General features: G+C 61.7%; 17 protein-coding genes. 8 read left to right on the top strand and 9 right to left on the bottom strand.

Translation table 11 applies throughout. The annotated features are described in order from the left end of the window. Window positions 1-91: 91 nt before the first annotated feature. The 4 genes from H0921_RS05290 to H0921_RS05275 all read right to left on the bottom strand — a co-directional run bounded on the left by H0921_RS05290 (window position 92) and on the right by H0921_RS05275 (window position 7,052). Window positions 92-517, bottom strand: a complete 426-nt coding sequence (locus H0921_RS05290; RefSeq protein ID WP_194536989.1) for a DUF2267 domain-containing protein — start codon at window positions 515-517, stop codon at window positions 92-94. A 331-nt stretch (window positions 518-848) separates the two neighbouring features. Continuing rightward, a complete protein-coding gene (locus tag H0921_RS05285) occupies window positions 849-1,904 on the bottom strand; it encodes a TIGR03000 domain-containing protein (protein ID WP_194536988.1) in 1,056 nt (351 codons plus the stop codon). A gap of 144 nt (window positions 1,905-2,048) precedes the next feature. Beyond that, window positions 2,049-6,350: a zf-HC2 domain-containing protein gene (locus tag H0921_RS05280; protein ID WP_194536987.1), complete on the bottom strand. Its 4,302-nt coding sequence runs from the start codon at window positions 6,348-6,350 to the stop codon at window positions 2,049-2,051. A 90-nt stretch (window positions 6,351-6,440) separates the two neighbouring features. After that, complete coding sequence (locus H0921_RS05275) at window positions 6,441-7,052, bottom strand: RNA polymerase sigma factor (RefSeq protein ID WP_194536986.1); 612 nt, start codon at window positions 7,050-7,052, stop codon at window positions 6,441-6,443. Between the two features lie 614 nt (window positions 7,053-7,666). Between H0921_RS05275 and H0921_RS05270 the strand changes: the two genes are divergently transcribed. From H0921_RS05270 to H0921_RS05245, 6 genes are all read left to right on the top strand, one after another. Next, a complete protein-coding gene (locus H0921_RS05270) occupies window positions 7,667-7,996 on the top strand; it encodes an ATP-dependent Clp protease adaptor ClpS (RefSeq protein WP_194536985.1) in 330 nt (109 codons plus the stop codon). Window positions 7,997-8,188: 192 nt separating this feature from the next. Continuing rightward, window positions 8,189-9,577 (top strand): glycosyltransferase family 87 protein, encoded by a 1,389-nt coding sequence (locus H0921_RS05265; RefSeq protein WP_194536984.1) that lies wholly within the window; start codon window positions 8,189-8,191, stop codon window positions 9,575-9,577. Between the two features lie 389 nt (window positions 9,578-9,966). Then, window positions 9,967-13,473: a hypothetical protein gene (locus tag H0921_RS05260; RefSeq protein ID WP_194536983.1), complete on the top strand. Its 3,507-nt coding sequence runs from the start codon at window positions 9,967-9,969 to the stop codon at window positions 13,471-13,473. A gap of 14 nt (window positions 13,474-13,487) precedes the next feature. Beyond that, a complete protein-coding gene (locus tag H0921_RS05255) occupies window positions 13,488-17,996 on the top strand; it encodes a phage holin family protein (protein WP_194536982.1) in 4,509 nt (1,502 codons plus the stop codon). A gap of 199 nt (window positions 17,997-18,195) precedes the next feature. After that, window positions 18,196-18,381: a hypothetical protein gene (locus H0921_RS05250; protein ID WP_194536981.1), complete on the top strand. Its 186-nt coding sequence runs from the start codon at window positions 18,196-18,198 to the stop codon at window positions 18,379-18,381. Window positions 18,382-18,399: 18 nt separating this feature from the next. After that, window positions 18,400-19,086 (top strand): Uma2 family endonuclease, encoded by a 687-nt coding sequence (locus tag H0921_RS05245; RefSeq protein ID WP_194536980.1) that lies wholly within the window; start codon window positions 18,400-18,402, stop codon window positions 19,084-19,086. 97 nt (window positions 19,087-19,183) lie between these two features. On the opposite strand, the gene H0921_RS05240 is transcribed toward H0921_RS05245, so the two are convergent. Both H0921_RS05240 and H0921_RS05235 read right to left on the bottom strand, forming a co-directional pair. After that, window positions 19,184-19,753 (bottom strand): hypothetical protein, encoded by a 570-nt coding sequence (locus H0921_RS05240; protein WP_194536979.1) that lies wholly within the window; start codon window positions 19,751-19,753, stop codon window positions 19,184-19,186. A 144-nt stretch (window positions 19,754-19,897) separates the two neighbouring features. Continuing rightward, on the bottom strand, window positions 19,898-20,776 hold the full coding sequence (locus H0921_RS05235; RefSeq protein ID WP_194536978.1) for an arginase family protein: 879 nt from the start codon (window positions 20,774-20,776) through the stop codon (window positions 19,898-19,900). A gap of 228 nt (window positions 20,777-21,004) precedes the next feature. Here H0921_RS05235 and H0921_RS05230 point away from each other — a divergent pair, with 228 nt between their 5' ends. Next, a complete protein-coding gene (locus tag H0921_RS05230) occupies window positions 21,005-22,114 on the top strand; it encodes a M24 family metallopeptidase (protein ID WP_194536977.1) in 1,110 nt (369 codons plus the stop codon). Window positions 22,115-22,280: 166 nt separating this feature from the next. Continuing rightward, complete coding sequence (locus H0921_RS05225; protein ID WP_228499023.1) at window positions 22,281-22,973, top strand: DUF4198 domain-containing protein; 693 nt, start codon at window positions 22,281-22,283, stop codon at window positions 22,971-22,973. A 169-nt stretch (window positions 22,974-23,142) separates the two neighbouring features. Here H0921_RS05225 and H0921_RS05220 read toward each other — a convergent pair whose 3' ends face one another. From H0921_RS05220 to ribF, 3 genes are all read right to left on the bottom strand, one after another. Further along, complete coding sequence (locus tag H0921_RS05220) at window positions 23,143-23,976, bottom strand: sugar phosphate isomerase/epimerase family protein (protein ID WP_194536976.1); 834 nt, start codon at window positions 23,974-23,976, stop codon at window positions 23,143-23,145. A gap of 139 nt (window positions 23,977-24,115) precedes the next feature. Then, on the bottom strand, window positions 24,116-24,349 hold the full coding sequence (locus H0921_RS05215) for a NifU family protein (RefSeq protein ID WP_228499022.1): 234 nt from the start codon (window positions 24,347-24,349) through the stop codon (window positions 24,116-24,118). A 121-nt stretch (window positions 24,350-24,470) separates the two neighbouring features. Beyond that, window positions 24,471-25,514: a bifunctional riboflavin kinase/FMN adenylyltransferase gene (gene ribF, locus H0921_RS05210; RefSeq protein ID WP_194536975.1), complete on the bottom strand. Its 1,044-nt coding sequence runs from the start codon at window positions 25,512-25,514 to the stop codon at window positions 24,471-24,473. Window positions 25,515-25,648: the final 134 nt, after the last annotated feature.

Raw genomic sequence — 25,648 nt, 5'->3', positions numbered from 1 at the left:
AGAGCAGGGAGGCTCCTATCTTTGCCTGCCCCCTGCCATTCCGTCCTGTGCGCAGGGATGGACCCGTCTGTTCCGAAACCCACTCAGGTGGTCACGGCCAAAGCGCCCGAATTTCATGGGGGAGGATTTGCTTCACCCCTTCGACTTCCCCCGTCGTGACATGGCGTGAGATCTCTTGCAGCACCGCCTTGACCACTTCCTCGATGTCGGCCTCCGGGTAGCCCCGAAACTCGCGACGGACCTGCTCCAGAAAGGCCGAGCGATGGCGGTCTTTGATCGGTTTGCCCGCCGGATGCCAGCCTTCGTAGAACACCCCGCGGATGAGCAAAGGAAGCTGAGCCGCAAACGAAGCCGCCACATCCACGGTCATATGGTCCCGCAACGCATGCAGCACCGACCGCAGGGCACTATACGCCCGATGTCGATCTGTCCAACCCATCCGCTCCATGATCCCGTTGAGCCAGATGTTGGTCGTCTGAATCGTGCTGTCGAAGGCTTCCAATCCTGTTTGGCTCATGATGTCTCCCTCCGGAATGGTCCATGCGGCGTGTTCCGACCCGACTAGGGAGGGATGCAAAGGCAATGCCAAGCCGGACGATCGCGTGAAAGGATGCACATGCACCCCCGGCAAGGACCGCCCCAACACGCCCTCTGTGCCTGGCCGACACAGAAGGTTTTGAGGTGAGACATATCCGTCACATCGAGGATTCCAGAGTTGGCTCGCTCCCTGAAGTAAACTCACTCCCTGACGTAAACTCGCTCTCTGAAGTCACTGCGGAGGTGATGCGGCCCCTTCCCAGCGTGTGTTCCTCGACCTTTCGAGCGAAGAAATCGCCCCCATATGTCAGTTATCGGGTAAAGTCCACGCGCAGGACTTCGCCAGGGCGGCCCTGGACCCGCCGGCTCTCCTGCCGCCACTGTCCCCCCTGTTGCCAGCGGACCGTCACCTGGTAGTCGTACAAGCGATCCTCTGGCAAGGGAGGAGATTCAAACAACCGCTCCAACCCGGTCTGTTGCGTTTTGTAATCGTTGATCCAGACCTCAGCGGCGGGTTGGGGTACGCGGATGGAGAGGGTAAGGCATCCGGCGGACGACGTGGGGCGAGGCAAGGGGAGGGTTGATCCTGGAAGCGGCGCATCCGGCGTGCTGGGAGCGATGCTGGGAGAGTGGCCCGGAGTGGTTTCGCCGATTGCTTCCAGGGCGGGCCAGACGCGGACAGTGGGATTCTTCACGCGGGGCGAGGCCGCGAAAATGCCCACCCATCCAAACGGGAAACCGGGATTAGGAACCGCGCGCCATTGGCGGACCAAGTCTTCGTTACCAAAAACCCCCGGAATGGGACCGTACACTGGCACAGGCGGACCATAGAGACTCAGACCATTGGACCAGAAACTGCCGGCCCGCGCAGAATAACCTGGAAAACCCCAGGGATAACCCACATAGGGACCAGCGGCCAAACCGGGATAACTCCAGGGCGGCGCCACGCGGGGTCCGTAAGGCCAACCGCTGGGATAGTACCCCGGCCCGAAGGGGGGGCCGACTGCGGCTGTGATGTTCCACCGCGGCGCTTCTGCCGCAGGAGGTAAGGGAGAAACGGGTTTGAGGCGGGCTTCCCAGTCCTTACGCCGGATCAGATGGCCTGAAGGCTCCACCGCTTTGCCAGAGGGTAGAGGTGAGGGCGGGTCGGAAGCAGTTTTTGGTCCCGAAACTCCCGATTCTTCGACCCGGCCGGCATCTGGGGCCGGAACTCCTCCGGTTTCAGTGCCGATGACAGCGACGGTTTGAGCGCGAACCGACAGCGGCAAGCCGACTCCCAGCACGATCACGCCGAGAGTGGGAAAAACCCACCGCGGAACGCGCGCGTGGCTCGGACCTTTGGCTTTGGTTTGGTTCCTCGGCATCATGCGTAGTACCCCTGATGGCGCCTATCGGCCAGAAAGCGGGGCGCATTGCACCGGGACAGTAAGGAAATGGGAGGGGCAAGGCCGATCCTAGCGGCGCCATCGGCGGGATCAGCAGAAAACGTGCAGGCGGCATCCGCGGCGGCGTCAACGGCTCGGTTGAGGCGAAATCTGCGACAGCGGCGTCCGGATTGCTCCCAGCCGACCGTCTTGGGTATGGCCGGCCACAATGAGGTCATACCCTCCCTGCGCCGTTCCCAGGACGTGTGGCAGTTGCACTTGGCCGCTTTCAGGGACAATGATCACGGGCATCCACAGGAGGGTGTCTCCAGACTGGTGTGAGTCGGGCAGGGGTAACGCTGGGGCGTATTCCCGGACCACCAGGGGAGGAGCGGCTGGCGGAAGCAACTCCAACACTTGCCAGTTCTGCCGTTGATTCGCCTCGTCCTGTTTGTTGTCAGGCTCCGAAGATTGCCGCGTTTTCGCCGAGGGTGTTCTCACAGTTTCTAACTTTAGCCTGCTGGGAACTGAGTCGTGCTCGGAACGGAGAGCCTCTGGCCCCTCCTTCGTCTGCTTGAGTTCCCAGGCCCGTTGCAACAACTCGGCACGGTTATAGTTCAGCCGCTGGGCGAGGGCCTCAGCTTGGGCGAGACTTCGGCTAAGCTCCTGGATTTGCTCCTGAACTTTGCGGGCGCGATCGGTCATTTCCCGCTCTGCTGGGCCTCCACGGTCCGGCAAGGCCGCACCAATGCCACTTCCACCCGGTGAGACGGGTCCAGCTTGCACATTCGTCGAGGCAGCCGGAGAGGGGGGTGGTTGTCCTGGAAATCGAGGCGGCCTGACGGAATAGGGCAGGTTTGGTTCCCCTCCCGTGGAACCAACATTCTGGCGCCGCCGAGCTTCCTCGTTTCGCTCCTGTGCCCAATCCAGGGGAATGCGTGCGGCTGGGGCTTTCCCAAAACTTCCTTGCTTCGGCGGGGGCAGGCCAGCCAGTTCCATAGCCGTCCGGTCTTTATCAGGGCCAAGGATGCCAGACCGGGCGGGAGACCCTGCGTCTATTCGCGGCAACTCCATTTTATTCTGGAGTGATCCTGGAGTTCTGTTGGAAAATTCGGGTAACGTCGAAGCAACGCTAGGAAGCGCAGCGGCAGGGTTTGGAATATTAGCAGGGTGAGGGAATTGCCCCAACTCCTTCAGACGGAACATAGACTGCCCACCCTGAGTGGATAAAGCAGACTCAGCGGACTTGGGCAACCTGTTCTCGCCGACCTGCTGAGCCGATGTCGCGGCGTGAGGATCGCCGTGGGGACGAGCCGCACCTTGCAAAGTTCTGTCCCCATCGAGGAGGAACCACATTGCCAGGACCGAGAAGAGCAGTCCGGCGGTGCTGACTCCCCAAGGCAGGGGGTCGCCCCAACGGCGAACGGCAGCGACCAGGCAGAGGAGAGTGAAGAAAATGCCGAGGGCTAGCATGGTAGGACGTGCCTGTTGCCACGCTTGCCAGATTTGCATCGCCGCTTCTTGCTGATAGCTGGCTTGCTCTGTCGCCGCTTGTTGGGACAAAACACGCAGATGGAATTGCTGAAGGATGGCCTGCTGGCGCGGGTCGCTTTCCAATTCGGCAAGGTGCTGGCGGGCTTGCTCCCATTGGTGCATCGCTTGTTCGTAGCGGGGCCAGTACTGTTCGATAAGCCGCTCGCGGGCCTCTTCCGGGGTGGGTCCGAGTCGCGTGATGAGGGCCGGCGAGGAGCCGTACCAAGGCCGCTCTATCTTGTCTGAAATCGGCGGCATGGCAGCAGCGGGAGCGGCAGGAGCCAATGGTGCGGCTAGTGCTGTCTTTGGGGCCGGCCATTCCCGGAAGCGGCGCCAGCCTTGGGTACCCAACACCAGGTCCAGCACCTCCGGCGCTTTGGGATGCTGGCTGAGCAGGAAGTCGGCATACTCCAGTCCATCGGGAGACTGGATTTCTCCGGCCACGAGGAAATGTGTGGTCAATAGCCGCTGCTGTGGCCCAGGAGCATCCGCACTGTTGACCACCGCGGCATAGAGGATCGCCGGAGTTGGCCGCCCCTTCTCGTCATAGGTCGATAGGTGCAAAGCGGCGGCAGAGGGGGAAGTAGCCGTTGCCCCTTTCACGGGCAGCTTGCGCATGTCCGCCTGAATCTGCAAGCGCTGCCCGCCGTGGCGGAAGACCAGGCGTTCTGCAATCGGGAGGAGATCAGCATCAGCACCACTTTGAGACAAGTCTTCATAGACCGTCAGGCGCACCACACCTCCCAGGGTGATGCGGGGATCGCTCAGAAGGTCCACTTCTTCCCAGCGCCCGTTGGCCAGCGTCACCGTTCGGGTTTCCAGCAGGGCGCCACGAACGTAAGCTCCCACCACGATCCGGCGCTGCGGTTTGCCGACGGCATAAAGCCGCACGCGGATTGGCTCCCCTACCTGTGTCACCGGCTGCGGCACCTGCATCACCACCCCCGAAGGTTGGGGCGCGGGAAGCAGAAAGCCGCGGGAAGCGCTCAGAGTCCCCGCGACGCCGACGAGAGCGACCGAAGCGGGGGACGCTTGGCGGCGCCAGCTTTCGGGTAATAGGGGGGCGCTCAGGTGAGATGGCTCCGTGAGGTGGAGCCAGTAGTGACGGCCCAATTCTGGTGTAAAGGTAAACTGGCCTAAGCCGCGATTAACACCCGGCTGGTCCGCGTCTCGGAGGGTTTTGACGTGGGCTAAGGTCTTCTGGCCATCGGTAATGAAGCCGCTGATATCCACGGGCAGGCCGGCCGGTGTTGTAGCTCGGAAATAGACGCGGCTTGGGACGCCTGCAACCAGATGTCCCCCTTCCGGGAAAAACTCGACGACCACCTGCTTACCGGCGACAGGCACGGCTCGCGCGATTCGCTCCGGTCCTTGAGGAGTGTGAAAGATGACCTGCAAGCGCACATCGCCTCGCGGCAAGCGCTCTTCTGGCGGCAGAGGGAAACGGAGGCGGACTAGTCCCTGCTCGTCGGTATGTCCGTGGGGCGTCAATTCCACCGAGACCGAATGTCCATCCACCGTGGCATCTGCTTCCACCTTCCATTTCGCTGCAGGCTGGCCGCGGAAGTGGGCCAGGGCTTGGGCCTCAACCCACGTACCCGGTCGGAAAGTCGGGGCGAGGAAATCTAAACGTTTGGCGAGCTGTTCCATCGGCCCCCGTTCGATCCGCACGGTACAACGGGCCGGCAAAACGGCTTGGGGGCCATAGCCTGCCGGATGTTTCTGCTCGCTCACCTCGAGGACATACTCCCCCTCGGGCAGGTCCAGTGGCAGGACAAAGGCGCCGCAACCGACACCCCGGAGCGGTTGGCCATCCGGGCCAGACACCGGCACGACCTGCCCGCCGTTTTCCGCCCGCACCAACGACGTGGTCCCCGATTGCGTCAGCCCAGACACAATCCGGCCATGCTGGTCTTTGAGGGCATAGACCAGAAACTGTTCTCGCGGCGGCGGCTGAAAATGCACCCGATCCAGGGTTAGGGAGCGGAAATACAACGTCTCTCCCGGACGATAGCGAGTGCGATCCGTCGTGAGGAAGGTGATATACAACGGCCCTTGCAGGCGAATTTTTTCCTGGATCGGGCTGCGATGACGGGTGCGTTCATCCTCGCGGACCAAAACGAGGAACAACTCCGACTGGGGCGTCACCTGCCTCCAGAGTCGCGCGGGAATGCGCAGCAGTTGCCGCTCGCCGGAACGCTCCGGGTCCAGAGGTTGGCTGAAGAGGACGGCATCGTTCTGATCGCGAATCTCGGCGAGCAAGCGTCCCCCGGCAGACAGGCGTGTGTCCCGCCAGACGAGAAGCAGATGATTAGGAACGCCCGCTTGGAGTCGAGGGGGGCCGTGGATTTCTATAGGACCGGGCGCTGCTTGTTGGAGCTTGCGGCTTTCGGCTAGCCAGCGATCCAGTAAGCCAAGGGCCAATTGCTCCGCACTAGCCACGCGGCGGCGGGCTTCCGCCAGTTGTTGCTCGCGCTGCTGCTGATACTGTCGAAGCTGGCCTTCGATGTCCATGAGGGACTGGCGGCTTTCCTGCCAATTCGCCTGGGCGGTCTGGAGCTGGCGGCGGTGATGGCTCCAGGTCAGCAAAAGTAGCGGTCCTGTCAGCCAAATGGCAGCGGCGACGGCCCAAGCCAGCCAGCGAGCCGGATGCGAAGGCCGGGAGGGAGCACGGCGGAGCGAAACAGGCCGCGGAACCGGACACTCCTGGAAGCGGGGCGGATCGAAGCGGACATGGGGGAAACGGTCGCGGGCAGCGGCGGCCAGCAGTTTCTGCAAATGCTCCATCCGGCCTCGCGCTGCAGCGCACGAAGCACAGGCGCGCAGGTGCGCCTCCAGGGCCTCGGCTTCCGTACTCTCCACCAGGCCGTAAAGATAATCGAGCAGCAACTGCTCACAGCGTTCGCACGTCATCATGGTTACTGGCTCCCCCTACCGGCTCAGCCAGCCGGGAAAGGCGGATGGTTTTATCTGGAAAGATCACGCCGGGGTCCTCGCGGGCGGAGGCTAGTCGCCGCGGCCCGCCTCCGGATTCAACACCTGCCGCAGCTTCATGAGGGCTGAGCGCATTTGCGTCTTGACCGTGCCCACAGGAACATTCCGGATTTCCGCAATCTGCTCATAAGTCAATTCGCCATTTTGGCGCAGGAGGAAGACTTCCTTTTCCTCCGGGCGCAGGTGCGTGATGGCTCGGCGCAAGCGTTCGAGAGTTTCCTGATCCTCCACATGTTGTCCGGCCCAGTCCGCATATCCCGGCAGCATCACTTCATCCTCCGGCAGCGGTCGCGTTTTGCGATGCCAGGCGCTGCGCTGATAATCTTTGGCCGTGTTGAGCGCGACCCGGAAAACCCACGCCCGCAAATCCCGGATTTCGTGCACCTGATGGCGGTTCCTCCAACATTTCAGAAACGCCTCCTGCGCCGCATCCTGGGCATCATCCCGATTCCCCAACAGGTACATCAGGGTGCTGAGCAACTCATCCCGGACCTTTTGGAACAGGCCCACCAACGCGTCCTCAGGGCTGGGAGGGTCAGGCAAGTCCGTCACGTTTGCCACGGCTGCGGCGCTATCCGGACCGCTACCCGCTCGGACCTTCGGAATCACGCCGGTATTGGCCATGATCTCTCTACCTGTCTGACGAGTGATCGTCCGCCATGGATTGGAAAAACTTCCCGCCCATCTGCTTTGGCGGCATGCTAATCGATTCGCTACCTCCGCGGCAAGCACCTGTTACAGAGGTACTGGCTCTGCCGCCGCTGCAAGGCTTCCGTGGCCCGCTAAAGTCCCTCATCGGTCGTCGGCTCAAACGCCTGCCGTCTGCTCAAAAGGAGATGACTCCTCTCCCACCCGACTGACAACATTCATCATCTCACCCGCTCCTTCGTGGCTTTTTCCCCAATTCTTAGCCCTGCGGCCTTTCCCGCCTTTGGCCCAGGCCCTTGTATGTTTTAGTCCCTGCTTTTAGCTCTTAAGTCTACCCCAGGCCTTGGCGCGTCACCTTCACCGATTCCCGGCCCGTTGGCCACGCTATACCCAATACCCCGCCACAGCCAGGCCTTCCTCACCACCCCGCCCTCACCCTCCAAGACCCGATTGCTTCCAGACCGCCGGGATTTATAATGGGGGGCGCCGCGAAACAGAGCAGTTCCTGCTCTTCACGCAAGGGACAGCCCACAAGACGGCGGCAGACTCGGTTTCCAAGGGACCCGCAACTGGAAAGCACGGTAGACCTTATGACCATGCCCCTACCTTCCACCATACCACATACCGAACCAGAAACAACCACCCAGCGGCATCCGCCCTATGCCGTCGTGCTTCACAATGACGATCTCAACACGATGGAATTCGTCGTCGGGGTGCTGCGCAAGGTTTTCGGCTACTCTTGGCCTCGATGCGTGGCTTTGATGCTGGAGGCCCACCACAAAGGGCGGTCCACGGTTTGGATTGGCCCTCTGGAGGTGGCGGAGCTGAAAGCGGACCAGATTCGGGCTTGCGGTCCAGACCCCGAACAGGTCCACCGGGGCGCCCAGCCGCTCCAGGTCACGGTCGAGCCGCTGAGTTAGTCCTCCCATGATTTACGGAGATGTGAGCGGGCCTTCCTAAGGGAGAAGACGGGCCTCGCTGAAGGGGAAGACGGAGCGGCGGCACCTGATCGGGCGGAGGGAGCCGCAATAGTCGCAACAGCGGAGCACAGGCGGTTCATCGGCCTCCCGGTCGAGCGGAAGTAAACCGGACGAATGAGCAAGGATGCTGTCATGAAACTTCTGCCTTTTCGATTTGCTTTCCTCCGATTTGCTTTCCGATGGATCGGATCGCGTTTGGAATGCCGGGAGTTTTGGCAAGGAGCCGCCCAAGTCCCCTCCGTGGCGCGGCGCGAGCGCCTCGGAGTGGCACTAGCTCTGCTTGCGGGCTTGGCGATCATCTCGGTGCAGTATTACCACAAGGTTCTCACGCCTGATGAGGCGGGCCGCCAGACACGCTCCGCCTTCCTGCGCTGGCGGGGGATGCTCCATGAGCTGTACGCCGGGGAGAATATCTACGTGGGGCGGCAGGAGTATCCCAATCCGCCGATCATGGCGATCCTGTTGTGGCCCTTCGCAGCGCTACCGCCGCTGACGGGGGCCTTGTTGTGGTTGTATGTCAAGGCGGCCCTGGCGCTCCTGGCCATCCGCTGGTGCCTAGGTCTGATGGCACCGCCGCCTCTCTCCTTAGCCGGGCAGATCGTGGGCGTGGCCATCGCCTTGCCAGCCCTCATCGGCGATCTGACCCACAACAACGTCAACATCTTCATTCTCTTCCTTCTCGCCGGTTCGCTCGAAAGCCTGCGCCGCCAGTGGGACACCGCCGCCGGAGCGCTCCTCTCGCTGGCCATTGCCTGCAAGCTGACACCGCTGTTGTTCGTCCCCTATTTCCTCTGGAAGCGCTCCTGGCGCATTCTGCTCGCGACCGCTGCGGGGTTGATCGTGTGGTGGTTCCTGGTGCCGTCCGCCATCTTCGGCTGGGAACGGAATACGCAACTGCTAGCCGATTGGTACCGGCTTATGATCGAACGCCCCCTCCTCAAGGGAGAGGTGACTTCGGAACATCCCAATCAATCCCTCGTGGGCTGGACCTACCGCCTGTTGACGGATAGTCCCTCGTTTATTCGCTATCAGGCGGCCGAGGAAGGAGACATCCCCGTGCCAGCGGCGTACCACAATGTCCTGCATCTCAGTCCCGCTGCTGCATGGGTCCTGACGAAAACCTGGGGAATACTGTTTCTGGTTCTGATGGTTTACCTCTGCCGGACCTGTGAAGGGGAACGCCATGGCTGGCGGCGCGGAGCGGAATATGCCTGGATCGTCCTGGGCATGTTACTCCTGAGCGAGAGGACCTGGAAGCATCACGCCGTGACTTTGATCTTTCCGGGAATCGCCTTAGTCACAGCGCTGGCCCTTCCGGGAACCTCCCCGCGACTAAGGCGTTTCATCCTCGGAAGTATGCTGACAGCTTTCTTGCTGATGGTGGTGCCGGGCCTATGCGGTCGGCGCGTCCAGGACCTGGCCTTGGTGTACGGCAGCCACACAGCAGCTTTCGTGATTTTGGCCGCCGCCATCGCCCTCCTACTCCGCTCCAGCCTGGATCGGGTCCGTTCTGGCCTGTAGCGGGAAGGGGATGAGCATTGGCGTGCACCGAGTAGTGACGAACGCTGGCCCACACCAGAAGGAGATAATCCGAGCGAGGTCGAACATCAAAGCCAATGATGGGCCATAGCGGAAAAACGCCCGGATTGGAGACTGGAAACGGAGGGAGCCACATTTAGGGGAGGGCCGAAAAAGGGCGCGTCGCAGGGGGAGCCAGGAGAAACAGTGGCCCGAATTGCTGTTATAAGGGATACTATTGGAAAAGGACCTGCGGCAGCCGAGGAGAGTTTTCCCCCCATCGGGCCAAACACCGGGAATCGATTGACGCTATGATGGTAACAGCGGCGGAAATAGCAGCGTTGCTCCCAAAGTGAAATCACGGCTCCCCCAGTGAGACATCGGGAGCGAACATGACCAGAAACGGGCTGATCGCAGTGCGAACCGTGGCAGCCGCCCTGCTTGCTGTTCTCCTGGCAGCTAGTGGTCTGCCAACGACCGCTCAGGACGCCGACAGCAAGGCGGCCAAAGTACCTGCCACGAAGAACCCCAGCGGAACACCTTCCGAAAACCCCAGTGCGGAAGGCAAAGGGGCGATCCGCCTCCCGGACGGGACCTGGCTGTGGGTCGGCAATGAAGGCAGCAGCGACCGCGTCAGTGTACCCTGGAAAGAGTACGTGAAGCTGCTGGCCGAATTGGAACAGCGGCGGAAGCAATCCCAGACGCGCAAGCCAGTCACGCCAAGCCTGTGTGCCATTCGTGTACGCATCGAAAAGCGCGGAGAGCAGTCTGTCGCGGTGGTGCGCCTGAGCAATTCCTTCCGGACGACGGCGTCGCAAACGAGCGTGCTGCTGGGCGGCCGCAAGGGCTTACTGACCGCTGCAACCCTCGACGGGGTGCGCCTGCCGGTCCTGGAGAGTAGTGAAGAAGGCTATCTGGCGACCGTCGAGACAGCGGGAGAACATACCCTCGTTTTGGACTTGGAAACCCCCATCACCCCCCGTGGAGGTAAAGGGGAAGTGGGTTTCGAGATCGGCTTGCCGCGCGCAGCGATCACGACCCTCCAGGTGGAATCGAGCGGCCTGGACATTCCCCGCCTCAATCTCGTGACACGTTGGAGCGACCCGTCCCAACCGACTCGCCCCCCCGAAGTCCGCCGTCTCAACGCATTGGACATGCGACAGCTTGCTTCGCCGCCGGGCCAGAGCGGAGGTTATCCTTTAGGACCGGTGGAATCCTTGGAAGTAAGTTGGGAGCCACCGGCCCGGACCCCCGCCGCAGATCGGGTTCAGACCGCGGAATGGGACATCACCGTGACCTTTTCCGACGCCACGGTGGAAACGATCGCGCGTGTCACGTTGCGCGGGACAGCCCGGCAATGGCGAATCGCCACTCCCGGCAACGCGCTCCTGCATGCCGAGCGGCCGCCAGGTTCTGCCGAGATCGGTCCGGGCTTGCCGCCGAGCCTCCAGCGCAGCGGTAACAAAGCCGAGTGGCTCGTCGAGTTTCCGCCGGGTTCCGCGCCCGCCGATTGGGTGTTGGTCGCCAGTGTGCGAACACCTCGGCCACGCCCGGAAGAGACAGGACACCGCGGGCCGTTCTCCGTGGGGCCTTTTGCTGCTCTCAACGTCTTCCGCCAAACGGGCACCCTGCGTCTGATCGCCGGGCCGTACATGCGTTTTGCTGTGCGCCACGGCACCGACCTGCGGCGGCAGGATGCACCGGGGAGCGATGAGGAACGCAGTACCGCCCTCTTCCGGCTGGCCACCGGCCCTACTGGCAACAACCTTCCTACACAACCCCTGGCTACCGTGGAAGTCCACCCCTTGCGCGGCAGCCTCGTGCTGACACCCCACTACCATGCCACCCTCAAATCCAACGCTTGGCATATCGAAACGAAACTGAAAGTCGAGCCGGTCCGCCGGGAAGTGGAGGCGCTCGTGGTAGAGGTTCCTCCCGAATGGCGGGGTGTGGAAGCGGGACCGCCGGACATTGTTGAAGGCATTCAAAGCGAAGCCCCCTCCGCACCGGCGGGTTTCTGGCAAGCCTTGGCTCATCGCATCGGCTATGACCCCCGCGTGCCGCTGATCATTCGCTTGGCCAACACTTACAAGCAACCGGTGCAGATTACTCTGACGGCCCACCTGCCCCTGTCCCAGCCCGTCCAGGAGTCGCTATTGCCTCTGCCGCGATTTCCCGGTGCCGCCATCGCACAAACCCAGCTTCAGATTTCCGTCCCCGAAGACCTCCAGGTGCAAGGCCAGTACCGGGAATGGATAGGGGGACGAGCAGCGGCTACAGGCGGCGTGCTCCAGCCGATTCCCCGGAACGGCTCGAAAACCGGCTCGTCCTCTCAATTGCAAGCTACCAGCGAGCAGCCGATCGCCGCCGTGCAGGTGCAATGGAAACCTTACCGGCCGGATTTGGCTGCAGAAAGCCGGGCAGAAATCACGCTCACCGAACGGCAAATCCTCATCCAACAGACGGTTCGCCTCCGCACCAGCGAGACTCTTCCCCGCAGCGTTCACTTGCAGGGGTCCAATAGTGTCGCCGGCATGTCCGCCATTCCCGCTTTGGAAGCCGCCGGTCCAGGGCAATGGCGCTGGACACTCCCGTCAGAAAGCCGTGAAGCGATCCTGACCCTAGAGTATGCTCTGCCGCGACTTCCGGAGCAGTCCCGACTTCCCATCCATTTATTCCGGGTGGTCGAAGCCACGCGAGGGGAGCATCTCGTCCGCCTCTGGTCCGCGACTGCCGCTCCGGAGGTGGTCCAGGTCCGGTCCTTGCCCTGGCGTGACAGACCTTTGGAAGCGCTGGCGGATCGGGCCGTCTGGCCCCTGCGGGTGCTCAGTGCCCCCCAAGAGGAAACCCTCTTGGAGCTAGAGGTCGAGCCGCGGCAGGATTTGGCTGTCACGGTGTGGGCCGAACGCGGGTTGATCCAGGTCTGGGCGGGGGAAGATGCGAGCCTGCGCTATCGGGCGCGCTTCCGCCTGCGGCGCTGGCTGACACGCTCGCTGACTCTGGAACTACCCGCCGCCACGACGCTGAGTACGGAATTTCTCCTCGACGGCCGCCGGGTCGAGCCTCTAGCCTACCGCAGGACAGAGCAAGGCACCACCCTTTACCAGATTCCGCTGCCCGCTTATCGGCTGGCTTCCCGCCTGCTGCTGGAAGTTCGCTATGTACTGTCCTCCGAGTCCAGGTGGCGAATGGAGTTGGTGCCCCCCGTTCTGGCGAGCACGGCGTGGGATGGTCCGACTTGGTGGCGCGTGACGCTCGCCGGTGGGCCGTTTCCTTGGCTGCAAGGGCCGTTCCAGCCGCGGTGGCAGTGGAGTTGGCAATCCACGGGCATCGCATTGGCGGCTTGGCCGGAAACAGAACTCGAACATTGGCTGATGGGCGATGCCGCCTCAGGCGGCAGTCGAGGGACTTCCAACAATGGCGAAGGGGAAGCTGATAGTTTCAGCGGTCAACAAGCTCTACCGGCATCGTTTACCCTGTGGCGGCTGCCCCGCTGGCCGGTGCTCTTGAGCAGTTCCCTTTTCGTCTTTGTTTATCTGGTGTTCTTGGCCCGCCTGCCGTCGGCCAAGCGGACCGGCGGACTTATCGCAACATTGCTGCTGCTCGCCACCTGGCTTACCTTCGCGCCGTATAGTCTGTTGCAACTGTTCGCCGCTGGTCAGTTTGGGCTGTATACCGCCGCTGCGACGGGTCTCATCATCCTCGCTCAGCGGTGGTACCGACAACGGCAGATTCTTTACCTACCGGGTTTCAGTCGGGAGACGGCCTCCTATGTACCGGCGCACGATAGCAAGGTACCTTTGCTCCCAGCAGGTTCCCGGCGTGGGCCGATCAGCGGCAATAGCACCCCTGCGGGGCGCTTGGGCGCCGCCCCCTCGACCCCCAGCGGAAGCCACTGAGCGAGAGTGCTAGGATGATCCACCGGCTGCGAGTTGTATGGCGAAGTCTATTCAGCTTCCTCCTCGCTCTGCTGGGGTGTTTGGCCGCTCTGGGTCAATCCCCTTCAAGCGAGACGGTAAGATCAGTGCAGGAACCGTCAGCGGCAAGCCAGCCCTACTCGGCGGTCACTCCCGGCCCCCCTCCGGGGGACCCGCCCTCTCCAGAGACCCCCATCCCCGACACCCCGCGATCGGAAGACCCTATTCCTTTGCGGCGCCTGCGTGTCACTCCGGAACAACTCCCCGCGGTGCTCAAACAACTGGACCTGGGACCGGTGCGACGGATGCCCCGCGAGGAACTGGAACAGCAACTTCGTGCCGCCCGGCAGATGCTGGAAGAGTCGCGCCGTCTGCCGTTTTTGGCCGATTTACGTCTGACCGCGGTTCTGGAAGGTAACGACCTGATCGGACAAGCGGAATGCGAGATCATCAATCCCGGCCCATCTCCCCGGCTCATGGTGCTGGAGCCGCTGCGTGTCGCTCTGAGCGGTGCCACTTGGAGCGACGGCCGCCCCGCCGTGGTGGGCACGCCGAATGGTTCCGGTCCCGTGGCCGTTTGGGTCGAGCGCAGCGGCAGCCAAGTGCTACGCCTGAATTGGTCCGCGGCGGGCATGGTCACCCTGGACGAACGGCGCTTCGAGTTGCGTTGGCCGTCAGCCACCACAGCCCTGCTGGAACTGGACTTAGCACCCGAACTAGTGCCGATGGCAGGGGGAGATGCCCTGGTGACTGGCCCTTTCCCGGCGAGTACGCCCCGCCAGCAGCGCTGGCACATCCGCTTCAGCGGCCGCAGCCGCTTGGACTTAAGCATCCGTCCGGCCACGACCACTACTCCCACCACCGCCGCCGAGAGCCGCTGCCGCTTCGAGCTACAAGGCATGAACCTCACGTGCGCTTACGAATTCGACTTGCGACCCGTCCGGGGAAACATCAGCTCTTGGACCTTCCATTTGGACCCCACCTTGCGAGTTCTCGATGTCATCAGCACGCCCCGCTCGACGTGGACGGTGCAATCCTCCACACCTCAGTCAAACCCTCGGCTACTCGTGACTTTGCCGCCAACTTCTTCCGCGGTACGCTTGCTGATCCAAGCCGTGGCGCCCCTGCCGCCCTCAGGCAAGCTCACGCTGCCGTTCATCCGCGTGGAGGAAAGTCTTCTGCTCCGGGAGGCCGTCGACATCCGCCTTGCTCCGGAATGGAAGCTGCGGCATTTCACACCGGGGGATTATCGCTTGATCCAGGCTTCGGTCGCCTCGGATCAGACGCATCAGTTGCAATTGCAAGGAAGCTGGTTGTCCGTAGGTGCGAGCCGGCCGAGCCGCCAGCCGCCATTACTGGAGGTGATTCCCGCTGAAGCAAGCGTGGGGGCCAGTGAGGAATATCTAATCTGGCACTTGCAAGGCACCGCGGCACGTCTAACCGCCCGTATCCGCTTACAGGTAAAACGGGGGCCGCTCTTTCAATTCCGCTGCCGCTATCCCGAAGGATATGAACTGCGGCGCCTGATGGCGGGGGGTGAAGCGTTGCTCACCCATGTCGATGCGAAGGAGCGCGTGCTCACGCTGGAATGGCTGCGCCCTGTGCCGGCGGGGCAAATCGTGGAATGGCAAGCGGAATGGATTGCCCGCAGGCCGATTGCCTCCCACGGGAGCACCGCCGTTCCTTTCCCGGCCATTACCCCTCTGGACGTTGGCGAACGCAACGGACTGCTGGCGATCATTGCACCTGCCCCGAACGGCGGTCGGGCTGTCCCTGGTCCGGGAACGGAAAAACTGGGCTGGCTCGATTGGGATTTCGCCCTTCCCCCGCCCCAAGCTCATACCGTCTTGCGCTATCGCGGGGGAGACGTCCGCGGTTATTGGCTCCCTGCCTCCTCCGAGGTGCCAGAACCATCCCCTGCATTGCCGACAGCACCTCCCCCGTCTCCTGTCCGTCCACCCGACGCTTCACCGTACCTTCAGATCCATGACACCTTCCTGACGCTAGTTGTGCGGGGAGATCAACGCCTCCTCGTAGTCGCCGGTGCGACCGTCCAGCCTGGAGCAAAGGCAGGAAAATCGGGAGAACTCGCCGCGCTGCCGGTCACCCTCGATCCTTACCTGCAGCTCGAAGCGATCGGGATCGAAGGCCAATGGTTATCCCCCACGGCCTGTTCTCGCGATGAGAATGGGCGATGGCTTATCCCCCTGCCCGCACCCCAGGACCCGATCCGCGTGATCCTGCGCGGTCACTATCCCTTGCGGCGGTATGGTCTGTGGTCGCAGTTGACCCCTCCGCTTGTGCAGTGGGCTGAGGAGATTCCGGAGCTATGCCATCTGTTTTTGCCTAGGAATGTCCTGCCTCTGTCCCAGCCCGATGGGAAACAGGATTCTCCACCTCTCCGCCATTTTCCTGACTTGGCTGAAGTCCTTCCCGCCGATCTCGACGGCTCCTGGTGGACCCTTTCAGCAAACGCCGGTGTATGGACAAGTTCCTCCGAGGCAGCAACGGGCCTCGGTTTGCTGGTGGCGGGAGCGGCATTGGCGGTTCTGGGGTTTTTGGGGAACCGGCGTCCACTGGCTCTGGGGATAATGGGCCTGGCAACCATCAGTTTGGCATTGGCCCTGGTGGTTCCGCCTTGGTGGCAATACGTTGCCGTCACCGGGTGCGGTCTGACCTTACTGGCTGGATTGGCCTTAGCGGGTCTGCGCCGCCTCCTGGGGTCCGCAATGTTACTTCTGCCGGCTACGCTCATGCTGAACCAAGGAGCCTTTTGGCCGTTCCTCCAGGCCCAAGGCCAGGTCCAGCCGTCAGCTTCCGCCCCGCTTGCCATGACCACCGTGCTGCTGCTTCCGCCGGATGCCCAAGGGCGTGAAGAGGTTTTGGTTCCCTTGACGCTGTGGGACCAATTGGCGCGCCTTCGGCCTTCGCCGCCCAGTTGGATTTTGACTTCGGCCCATTACGATGTGTTCCTCGACGGCGTCACAGCCCGTGTCGAGGCACGGTGGGTAGTGCATGTCCTCGACCATTCGGAAACACCGTTTTTACTCCCTCTGGGAGATGCCCGCTTGGAATCGGTCCGCATCCATGACCGCCTCGGTTATCCGCTCCTGGTTCGGCCTGGCGTTTATGCCCTCGAACTGCCTGGTAAGGGCCGGCAGGAGGTCCGCGCCCAGTTCGTACTTTCTGCGAGCGGGGGAACTGCCGAACGCGAGTTGCGCTTCGGAGCAATCGAATGCCCACAGACCACCCTGACGGTCCATGCCGAGCGGAATCTACGCCAACTCTATTTTCCGGGTCGCGTGGGACGCTGGAGTCTGGACACTCGTTCCCCAGATCGACGTGTTCAAGCGGAGTTGGGAGGGGTGCGGCAGGTGGTGCTCCGCTGGCGTGAGGAAGGAGGCGGTACAGCCCAATTGCGCCTCCGAGAAGCCTGCCTCTGGGACCTCCACCCCCAAGGGGCCGAACTGGCGGCCGCCTACTGGCTGGAAATCCTCGGCGGTTCCCTCACCCAATTGGACCTGCAAATCCCGGACGACCTGGAAGTGCTCCACTTAGTTATCCGTTCTCCGGACGGTGGGGAAGGAAGCGTCCTGCGAAACTGGAGTCTGGCACCCCCTCAGGGAGGTTGGCGGCGGCTACGCATCGATTGGCGCTCCCCGACCACCGGCCGATGGCTGCTGGTGGTGCAAGCCGCTCCGCGTTTCCCCATCACGCGCTCACCCTGGTTACGGTTCCCCCGCATCAGTCAACCGGGCGTCAGCGAAGCGGATACGTTTTATGCTCTGCGGCTCCGGGACGCAAGCCTGGAGTCGTTGCAACGCCACGGCTTGATCGACTTCAGCTCTGATGCCCTTTTCCAGCTTTTCTCCTCCGTGCCGGAATTGCGCCTGGACCCCGCCCAAACCTTGCGGGTCTTCCGCCCCTTGGCTCCTGCCTCCGCGGAACTGCGCCCCACCTTACGGCTGCCTGCGGAGCTTTCCGTCCAAGCCCGCACCGCTTGGGACATCGCTTGGTTATCTCCCCCCTTCTTAGCCAGCGCGGGTTCAAGCCCCCGGCCGCTCCTGGCATTCGCCCAGGGAAATCTTCTCTGGAAGGACTCGCCGACCCCCGGTTACCTGACCTTTGCGTTACCCGGAGTTACGGTGCAGGAAATTCGCGGTCCCGATGTAGCGGATTGGTCCACAAGCCAGGGGGTGGTGCACATCTGGTTCAAACGTCCCATCACTGAGGGTGCGGTGCAGTGGTCTGGCACCTTCCCCCTCCCGGCGGGCACACCATTCGACCTGCCCCTGCCAAGACCTTTGGAAGCCGCCCTTTGGCACGAGGAATGGCAAGTCCACCCGGAGGAAAAAATGCTCTTGACCTGGGAGCGGCTGCGCGGATGGACGCCGAAAGAGCTGCCGCCCACTGCCGTTTCGGTAGGCTACACCGCTGCGGCGAGCCGCCAACCGCCTCCCCTGCCGCGTCTGCTGGTGCAACCACAAGCGCCCCAATCACGTTGATCCCTTATCGACCTCGACCCGATTGGGACCTCCGCTAGTCATAAACCAGGCTCCAAGCGAGACGGCTATAGTACGCTACTTGGCTTTACAATCTTCTGGCACACAGATTAGGATTGAGGAAGAAAATAGGAAGCTCCGTAGGGAGAATAATCACACCAGGGATCTAGCCACTTTTGTTGAACCAACGGATGATTCACGCATGACGACACCAGCCGTTACAGTTCTGGACTGGAAGAAGTTGAAGCAAGTCTATGAAGAAGCGGAGCGGCGCTACTTGGAATCCCTGCCCCCGGAGCATTTCATGGAAGCGGTGCCCCACGCTCGGCAACGGGAGATCACCCTGGAAAGCTTTGCGGTGATCCATGCCCTCCGCCCTGACATCTAATGCTTCAACGAGTTGCTGGTGCAATATCCCCGTCCCGGTCATGATCCGTACGACCCCGGCCAAGTCGTGCCGGATAACTTCATTGTTATCTCCCCAGAGCCGATCTTTGCTCGCGGCAGCTACATGACCCCGTTGCAGCCCGTTCCGCCGTTTCTAGTCCTGGAGCATGTTTCTGCTTCTAGCAAGCAAAAGGATTATCGGGACAATTTTTACAAGTATGAGCGGGAATTGTGCGTGCCGTACTACCTGCTCTTCGACCTGGATCAGATCAGCATCCATTTGTACCGATGGACGCCGCAAGGGTATGAAGCCCTCCCTCCGAACGAACAGGGGCGGCACGTCATTCCAGAATTGGAAATCGAGGTCGCTCTTGTAGGTGATTGGATGCGGTTCTGGTTCCGCGGAGAATTGGTGCCATTACCCGCTGAACTGCTCAGCAGTTTGGAGTCCGAGCGCCAAGCTCGCCGCCAGGCCCAGGTACTAGCCCGTGCTGCCCACCACCAAGCCGAGGTCGCCAAGTTCCAGGCCGAACAGGCTCAAAAACAGGCCGAAATTGCACAACAACAAGCCGAACAACTCCGACAACAAGTCGAAGCGGAAAGGCAGGCCCGACTGGCACTGGAAGCGGAGCTGGCTCGCCTGCGAGAACAACTCGGCCGGCAGCCCCCTGCAAAGCCGCAGGATACGGACAAGACCGAGACATGAGGACATCATTCTAGGGACGGGAAATCCCCAAGAGCCGGTGCTGATCCGCTAATGGCCGCATTATCATCAGGACTACATTTCACGTCTCAGCCGTTCGTCAGTCATCAACGCCTACGACTTTCCCCGCTAAAACGCGGACATTCTCAGCGAGGCGCTGCGGTCGGGCGCCATTGGCCGGCACCAGCCATAAGTCATAGGTCCCCGGAGGTACGAGCATATTCTGGCGATAATTGCTGACCTGCTGGACCGGTTGATGCCCTCGGACGCCAGGACCGGGATCACGCGCACGGGTCAGGACCAGACGTTGAGGCCGCGGCAAGCCCTCTCCGAAAATCCGCACCACGCCGCACCGATCTTCCAAGCGCAGGCGAACCGTTTTCCCCTTCTCCACCATGAGTTTTTCCGCCAATCGCACCGGCACGCCCCCTTGGGGAACCACCTCCACATGGAAAGGCCCCTCCCCCGGTAATTCCACCGCCTGATCAAATAGCTCGGATTCCAAAACCACTTCTACCAGGGGTTTCTCAGGACTACCACGCAGGCGGATCACACGCCAGCGGAGCGCCGGGGTCATACCAGGAAATGACGGCGTTTCGATCAGCAGTTTCGGCGGGTCTTGTTGGGTCGCCGCCACCAGACCGCCCAAAGTCATCAGTGTCGCCCACATGAGGTTTTCTCCCGGAATCGTTGAGGCTCAACCAGCACCAGACCGTGCCCCAGCAGCGAGCACGCATCCCTTAGAAACGTTGCCTCCCCAAGGACGGCCGCCCGGAGTCGTCGGGTTCTTGACCGTGTCCAGAGAATCACGCCATCACCCACTTGGCTTCGTTCCGTCATTTCGGCGCGACGGTTCCGGCTCTGCGGCGGACATCGGTTGGCACTGCGCCGCCTGCAACAGTAGGTGCTCTAAGAACCATCCTAGCATATGCAGCGACTGATCGCGCACATCCCGGCCCGGATCGAACTCGCTAAGCGACACGCCCAGGACCTTCTCACTCCACACCGCCTGCCAAAGGGGCCAAAAGGCAGCGCTGGTCAAGCCGAAGGGCAAGGGGTGCTGGACCGCTGGGCAAAGGGCAGGATCGAAGACATCAACGTCGATGTCAATCCAAACGCGGGAGGCTTGGGAAACCTGCCGCTGAAGATCCGCGGTTACATCAGCCAAACGGGTGGTGATATCCAGGGCTGAGTAAACTGCGGTGAAATAGCGCCGGGACTCTTCGGGAGGGACAAAGAGATCGCGGTGGCCTAAATGAATGGCCGATGGTCGTGGTTGCGGCAGAAACCGCCAGTAGTTTCCGTGGGACAGTGTGTCCAAGGTGTCATCGAAGTCGTGGATGTCCAGATGGGCATCAAACTGGAGCACCAGCGTCTGCGGGGGTAGTTCTTCGAGCACCGGCAGCACACTCAGGTGATTGCCTCCCAGCCAGAGGATGAAGGAGTGGCGCTGGAGGGTTCGGCGGAACCAGCGCCGGCCGCGCTCGCGCCAGGTCCGGCAATGTTGCGGTTGGGTGAAAGCCAACTCTTGGATGTGGAGACGGTCCCGGAGGGTATGCGTGCGGCAGGGCTGCTGCTCCCGCTGGGCATCCCGACGGATTTCCCGCACGACGTCGGCCAGTGCCGTTGCTCCTTGCGAAGTTCCCGCTCCGCCAAATTGGTCCCAAGGGAACACTCGCACCGCGAGATTCATAGTTTCTGGCACTCCTGGGAGAGATGCTAGGATTCTTCCAGCCAGGTTAGGTTTCCACCGGCTCAAGGCAGGAACAGCCCCGTTGTGTCAGAATACTGTCCGTGCATGCTCTGGCGAAGCCTTCGGGGAACATATAGACACAATAGTGCCCAGGTTCAGCGGCTGAGCCGGGTTCCCTGAATTACAATCCGATAGACCCCGCAGTCCCTCCGTCCCTCCAGGCGTTTTATGGACCCGATCGCTGCCCGCCGTGCTGAAATCGATGCCCGCCAAGCGGCTCTGCTAAGCATCTTGCAACAACTGGGGTGCGAGGCCGCCTTGCTGATGATGCCAGTGCATCTGAGCTGGTTCACCGTCGGCCTCAATGTCCGCGGCCTCCTGGCGGATACGGAGCGTCCCGTCATTTATACCGACGGGCGGCAGCGCTGGTTGATTTGCTCCCATGTCGATAGCCAGCGGCTCTTCGATGAGGAACTCGACCGCTTGGGATTCCAGCTCAAAGAGTGGCAATGGGAGGGAGGGCGCGCGAGCCTGCTGGAGAGTGTGACCCAAGGGCGAAAAATTGCCATCGACCGGCCGATTGGCAGAGCACCGCAGTTGACGCTGCCCCTGCGTTACTTGGTGCGGGAACTGTCGTTATACGAGCAAAACAGCTATCGCGCGTTAGGGCAAGCGGTGGCCCATGCCGTGGAAGCCACCGGGCGGCATTGCGGCGTCGGAGAGACGGAAGCAGAAGTCGCCGGCCAGCTTGGCCACCGCCTCCTGCGGCACGGAATCGAGCCAGCGGTTCTGAGTGTCGTGGCCGATGATCGCGGAGCCAAATATCGCCGCGCCGGTTTCGGTTCCACACCGCTGCGCCGTACCTGCACTATTCAGGCGACCGGACAGCGGGATGGGCTGTATGTCACCTGTTCCCGGACGATTAGTTTCGGTCCGCCGCCCCCGGAGTTTCGCCAGGCCTATGAACTGGCCCTGCGCCTGGCCGCTCTGTTTCGCTCTTTGACCATAGCGGGGCAAACTCTCGGTGCCATTGCTCACGCTGGACGCCCCATTCTCGCCCAAACACCTTACGAGTACGACTGGCGGCTCAGCGCTCCTGGCTACGGCACCGGCCGCTATCCCGCCGAAGAGCTACGCCGCGCTGGACAGGAAGAACCCCTCCTCGCCGGCCAGGCCATCCTCTGGCAACCCCGCGTCGGACCCGCAGCCTTAGTCGATACCTTCCTCGTCACTACCGAACAACCCGTACCGGTAACCCCGCCGGAAGATTGGCCGGTTGTCCGACTCTCCGTCCGCGGCGGACCGTATTACGACATCCCGGATATCCTCATCCGCTGAAAGCCAAACCACTCCTGACTGGATGCTCACCGAAGCTCTCCGATCCCGCCCGCAGAACCGCTCACCTGTTCCCCTGTTCGCAAGGAACGCTTTTCCCAACAATACTCTCGACGAGATTGGCCCCTTTTACCCTTGTATCAGAAGACATCTGGAGGAGATACCGGCCATGCCGAGCCGCTTTCGCCTGCAAGCTGTAGCTGCCTTAGCCTTCGCTTTCACCTATCTGGCGGCAGCACGGGGACACTTCCCGTTTATCGTGCCGGATAGCAATGGAAAGGCAGTCACAGTGGTTTTCAGCGATAATCTCAGCCCGGATACGAATGTCAACATCGAAAAAATTGCCCAGACCCGCTTGACACTCCGCCATGCGGATGGACAGGAGACCGCCCTCCAATGGACCAAAGGGAACGGCTACTATCAGGTGACCGTACCGGCGGGAGAGCTACGCATCATTTACGGGACCACTGATTACGGCGTGCTGCAAAAAGGGGAGGCACCGCCTTTCAAGCTGGTGTACTATCCCAAGGCGATCCTAGGGAAGGCAGACGATCCGCGTGCGGTGATTGGCGAAAAGCTGCCGTTGGAGATTGTCGTCGAGGGCAAGAGCGGGGAGATTCGCTTCCGCGTCCTGCGCCAAGGGAAGCCGCTAGCCGAGGCAGAAACGACCGTACTGCTCCCTGACGGCAGCAAGCAAGCGGTCAAGACCGACAAGGAAGGATACACTCCTGTGTTCCGTACTGCAGGCCGGTTTGGTGTTTGGACGCGCTGGACCGAGGACAAGAAAGGGGAACACGCCGGACGGACCTTCCAGCAGATCCGCCATTATGCCACTCTGGTCTGCGACATCAGCAATCCTTGAAGTCCCCGCTCCTGAGTGTCTCCGCTTCCGGGCTAATAGATGTCCGGCTGTGCCACCTCAGTTGCAGAGAGAAGGCCGGCTCGGCCACGCAATCACGGCCTCACGAAATCTGGCCGGCTAGCGGCTTATCTCCGGCGGAGTGATATTCGGCCGGCCAAGTCAGCCCCGCTCAATTCTCCAGATAGGAACGCAAAAAGGTGTAAGCCTTCTGGGCGGTGGCGACGGCATCGTAGCTGTGCCGGCTCAGTTCTACGTACACGCCGCCGCCGTACTCCGCTTGACGCAACCCGGCAAAGACATCCGCAAAATCGACTTCCCCTTCCCCAAAAAATAGGTGCTCATGCTGTCCCCGGCGCATATCTTCGATATGGACATTCCACAGCAGGTCCTTCCAACGGCGCAAATGGTCGCTGACGGGCACTTCCCCCTGGCAAACTAGGTGGCCAATGTCGAGGGTCAGTCCCAAGGCAGGATGGCGGAGTTGCTCGTAGAAGGCGGCGAAGCGGTCGAGGGTGTCGATGAACATGCCCGGCTCCGGCTCAAAAGCCAAGCGGACATTCCGCTGCACCGCGTATTCCGCAAGGCGTTCGCACCGGTCCACCAGGCGGAGCATCAGCACTCCTTCTGGAGCGGGTCCATCTGCCGCGCCGGACCACAAACTCACACAGTCCGCCCCTAGATCGGCGGCAATGTCCACGCAGCGCTTAAGAAAGTCGAGGCGAATGGCCCGTTCCTCCGGCGTCCCGCTCAGCAACGTCGGCTGATGCTTGCGCCGGGGGTCTAACAGAAAACGCGCTCCGGTCTCCACCACGCAGCGCAGGCGATGGCGGCTCAAGCGTCGGGCCACCCAGGCCACTTGCTGCGCCAAATTGTCCGCGAAGGGATCAAGGTGATGTACATCGAGAGTTAAGGCTACGCCGGCGTAACCCAAGTCCGCCAGGATGTCGATAGCATCTTCTAGCCGGTGATGGGCAAAACCGTTGGTGTTGTAGCCGAGAAACATAGCCTCGCCTCTCGTTTCCGCGCCCGCCAATCACCCGTCCATGCCACCTCTCCTGATTTGCCGGTCCGTCAACCTAGCCGTCCCGTCGGGCCTTCCTTCCTAGATGCATCCCTTCCGGATACACTGACGTTATTATGGCTTACGCCACGACTTCCAGGACCTCCACTTCCGGAATCTTCTTGCGAAGTTCATCTTCCAATAACGTTACAATAGTCAGGATCGATCCCGGACAATGGGTACACGCCGCGGGAAAGCGGACCTGGACAACGCCATTCGACACATCGACCACCTCGATGTCCATCCCCTCCCCCAGGCCTGGGAGCAACTCCTGTCGCAGTGTTTGCTCCACCCGTTCGCGCAAGTCGCTCGTCATTACTGCCTTCCTCCGTTGCCTGTTTCCATCCCTTGCAGTATCCGAGCCGTGCAAAGCCGATGTCAACCTCCGTTACCCCCTACTTGGCAGAGGACATCTCATTTGCGCATAGCAAACGTCTTCACATCGACTTCTCCGCAGGCTCTTGCCATTGCCGGACGGCTGTGATGTCCCGCTGGAGCTGTTCTTTCAATTCTTCGGGAGAATGGAAGCGGCGGGTCTCGCGCAGGCGGGCCAAGAACTCGACCCGCAGCGATTGCCCGTAGAGATCGCCCTGGAAGTCGAGTAGGTGCACTTCCAGCTTCCGTAGGTGTTCGCCGAACGTGGGATTGGGACCGATGTGAGCTGCGCCAAGGCGGGGGAACAGAGGTGGACGGTTGTTGCTCTCTGCCTTGTCGGGATTCGCCGTCGCGGCAAAAGTTCCCTTTTGGGGCAAGCCGGCCGTTGTTTCCCTCCGGTGGAATCGGTCTTCGGACACCCGGACGGCATATACCCCGTCAGCGGGGAGCAAGGTCCGGATACCGTCCAGATTGGCGGTGGGAAAACCGAGGCTTTGTCCGCGGCGTGCCCCGACCACAACCTGGCCTGCGACCGAATAGGGGCGGCCCAGAAGCAAGCGAGCCAACTCGACCTGCCCTTGCTCGACGGCTTGGCGGACTCGGCTGCTCGAAATCGGCACCCCCTCATGAAGCACTGGCGGAACCACCTCGAAGTGGCAGCCGGCTTGGCGGCACCATTGTTCCAGCAGGATCACATCCCCCCGTCGCTGACGGCCGAAGCGGAAATCTCGGCCTTCCACAAGCGCCTTGGCTCGCAACTGCTGAACGAGCACCTTTTGGAAAAACTCCTCCGCTTCCCAGGATAACAGCTCGCGTGTGGTCTGGAGGACAATGAGGTGATCCACTCCGGCGTCTTCGAGGCAGGCCGCTCGTTCTTCCAGCGTGGTTAGCGGCGGCCGTTCCGAGCCGGGGAAGAGGACTTGATGCGGTGGCGGATCAAAGGTGAGGGCCAGGGCGGGTCCAGGCAGGCGATCCGCCCAGAATCGCGTCCGCGCCGCAAGGAGTTGGTGCCCTCGATGCACGGCATCGAAATTACCGATCGTTACCGCACAATGCTGCCACGCGAGGGGGGCGTCTTCGGTTACTGTCCAGCGCCATAGACTCATGACGTTATCATGCAATTCTCTCCGCCGTTGACCAGAACTTCGGGAAACCAGAACTTTGGGAAAAAAGCGGAATCCGTTGGCGGCTTTTGACACTCCGAAAAGTTAGGGTGTAAAATAGCGAATGCCTTGGGGGT

It is taken from the genome of Thermogemmata fonticola (genome assembly GCF_013694095.1).
Lineage (GTDB): Bacteria > Planctomycetota > Planctomycetia > Gemmatales > Gemmataceae > Thermogemmata > Thermogemmata fonticola.
The sequence above is the reverse complement of the archived record's forward strand: the minus strand, read 5'-3'. Positions and strand labels throughout refer to the sequence as shown.

Coding starts and splice junctions, on each gene's coding strand:
- H0921_RS05220 (WP_194536976.1), bottom strand. CDS start 23,976: ATGTTTCTCGGCTACAACACCAACGGTTTTGCCCATCACCGGCTAGAA.
- H0921_RS05230 (WP_194536977.1), top strand. CDS start 21,005: ATGGACCCGATCGCTGCCCGCCGTGCTGAAATCGATGCCCGCCAAGCG.
- H0921_RS05290 (WP_194536989.1), bottom strand. CDS start 517: ATGAGCCAAACAGGATTGGAAGCCTTCGACAGCACGATTCAGACGACC.
- H0921_RS05250 (WP_194536981.1), top strand. CDS start 18,196: ATGACGACACCAGCCGTTACAGTTCTGGACTGGAAGAAGTTGAAGCAA.
- H0921_RS05225 (WP_228499023.1), top strand. CDS start 22,281: ATGCCGAGCCGCTTTCGCCTGCAAGCTGTAGCTGCCTTAGCCTTCGCT.
- H0921_RS05275 (WP_194536986.1), bottom strand. CDS start 7,052: ATGGCCAATACCGGCGTGATTCCGAAGGTCCGAGCGGGTAGCGGTCCG.
- ribF (WP_194536975.1), bottom strand. CDS start 25,514: ATGAGTCTATGGCGCTGGACAGTAACCGAAGACGCCCCCCTCGCGTGG.
- H0921_RS05280 (WP_194536987.1), bottom strand. CDS start 6,350: ATGATGACGTGCGAACGCTGTGAGCAGTTGCTGCTCGATTATCTTTAC.
- H0921_RS05260 (WP_194536983.1), top strand. CDS start 9,967: ATGACCAGAAACGGGCTGATCGCAGTGCGAACCGTGGCAGCCGCCCTG.
- H0921_RS05255 (WP_194536982.1), top strand. CDS start 13,488: ATGATCCACCGGCTGCGAGTTGTATGGCGAAGTCTATTCAGCTTCCTC.
- H0921_RS05240 (WP_194536979.1), bottom strand. CDS start 19,753: ATGTGGGCGACACTGATGACTTTGGGCGGTCTGGTGGCGGCGACCCAA.
- H0921_RS05235 (WP_194536978.1), bottom strand. CDS start 20,776: ATGAATCTCGCGGTGCGAGTGTTCCCTTGGGACCAATTTGGCGGAGCG.
- H0921_RS05285 (WP_194536988.1), bottom strand. CDS start 1,904: ATGATGCCGAGGAACCAAACCAAAGCCAAAGGTCCGAGCCACGCGCGC.
- H0921_RS05270 (WP_194536985.1), top strand. CDS start 7,667: ATGACCATGCCCCTACCTTCCACCATACCACATACCGAACCAGAAACA.
- H0921_RS05265 (WP_194536984.1), top strand. CDS start 8,189: ATGAAACTTCTGCCTTTTCGATTTGCTTTCCTCCGATTTGCTTTCCGA.
- H0921_RS05215 (WP_228499022.1), bottom strand. CDS start 24,349: ATGACGAGCGACTTGCGCGAACGGGTGGAGCAAACACTGCGACAGGAG.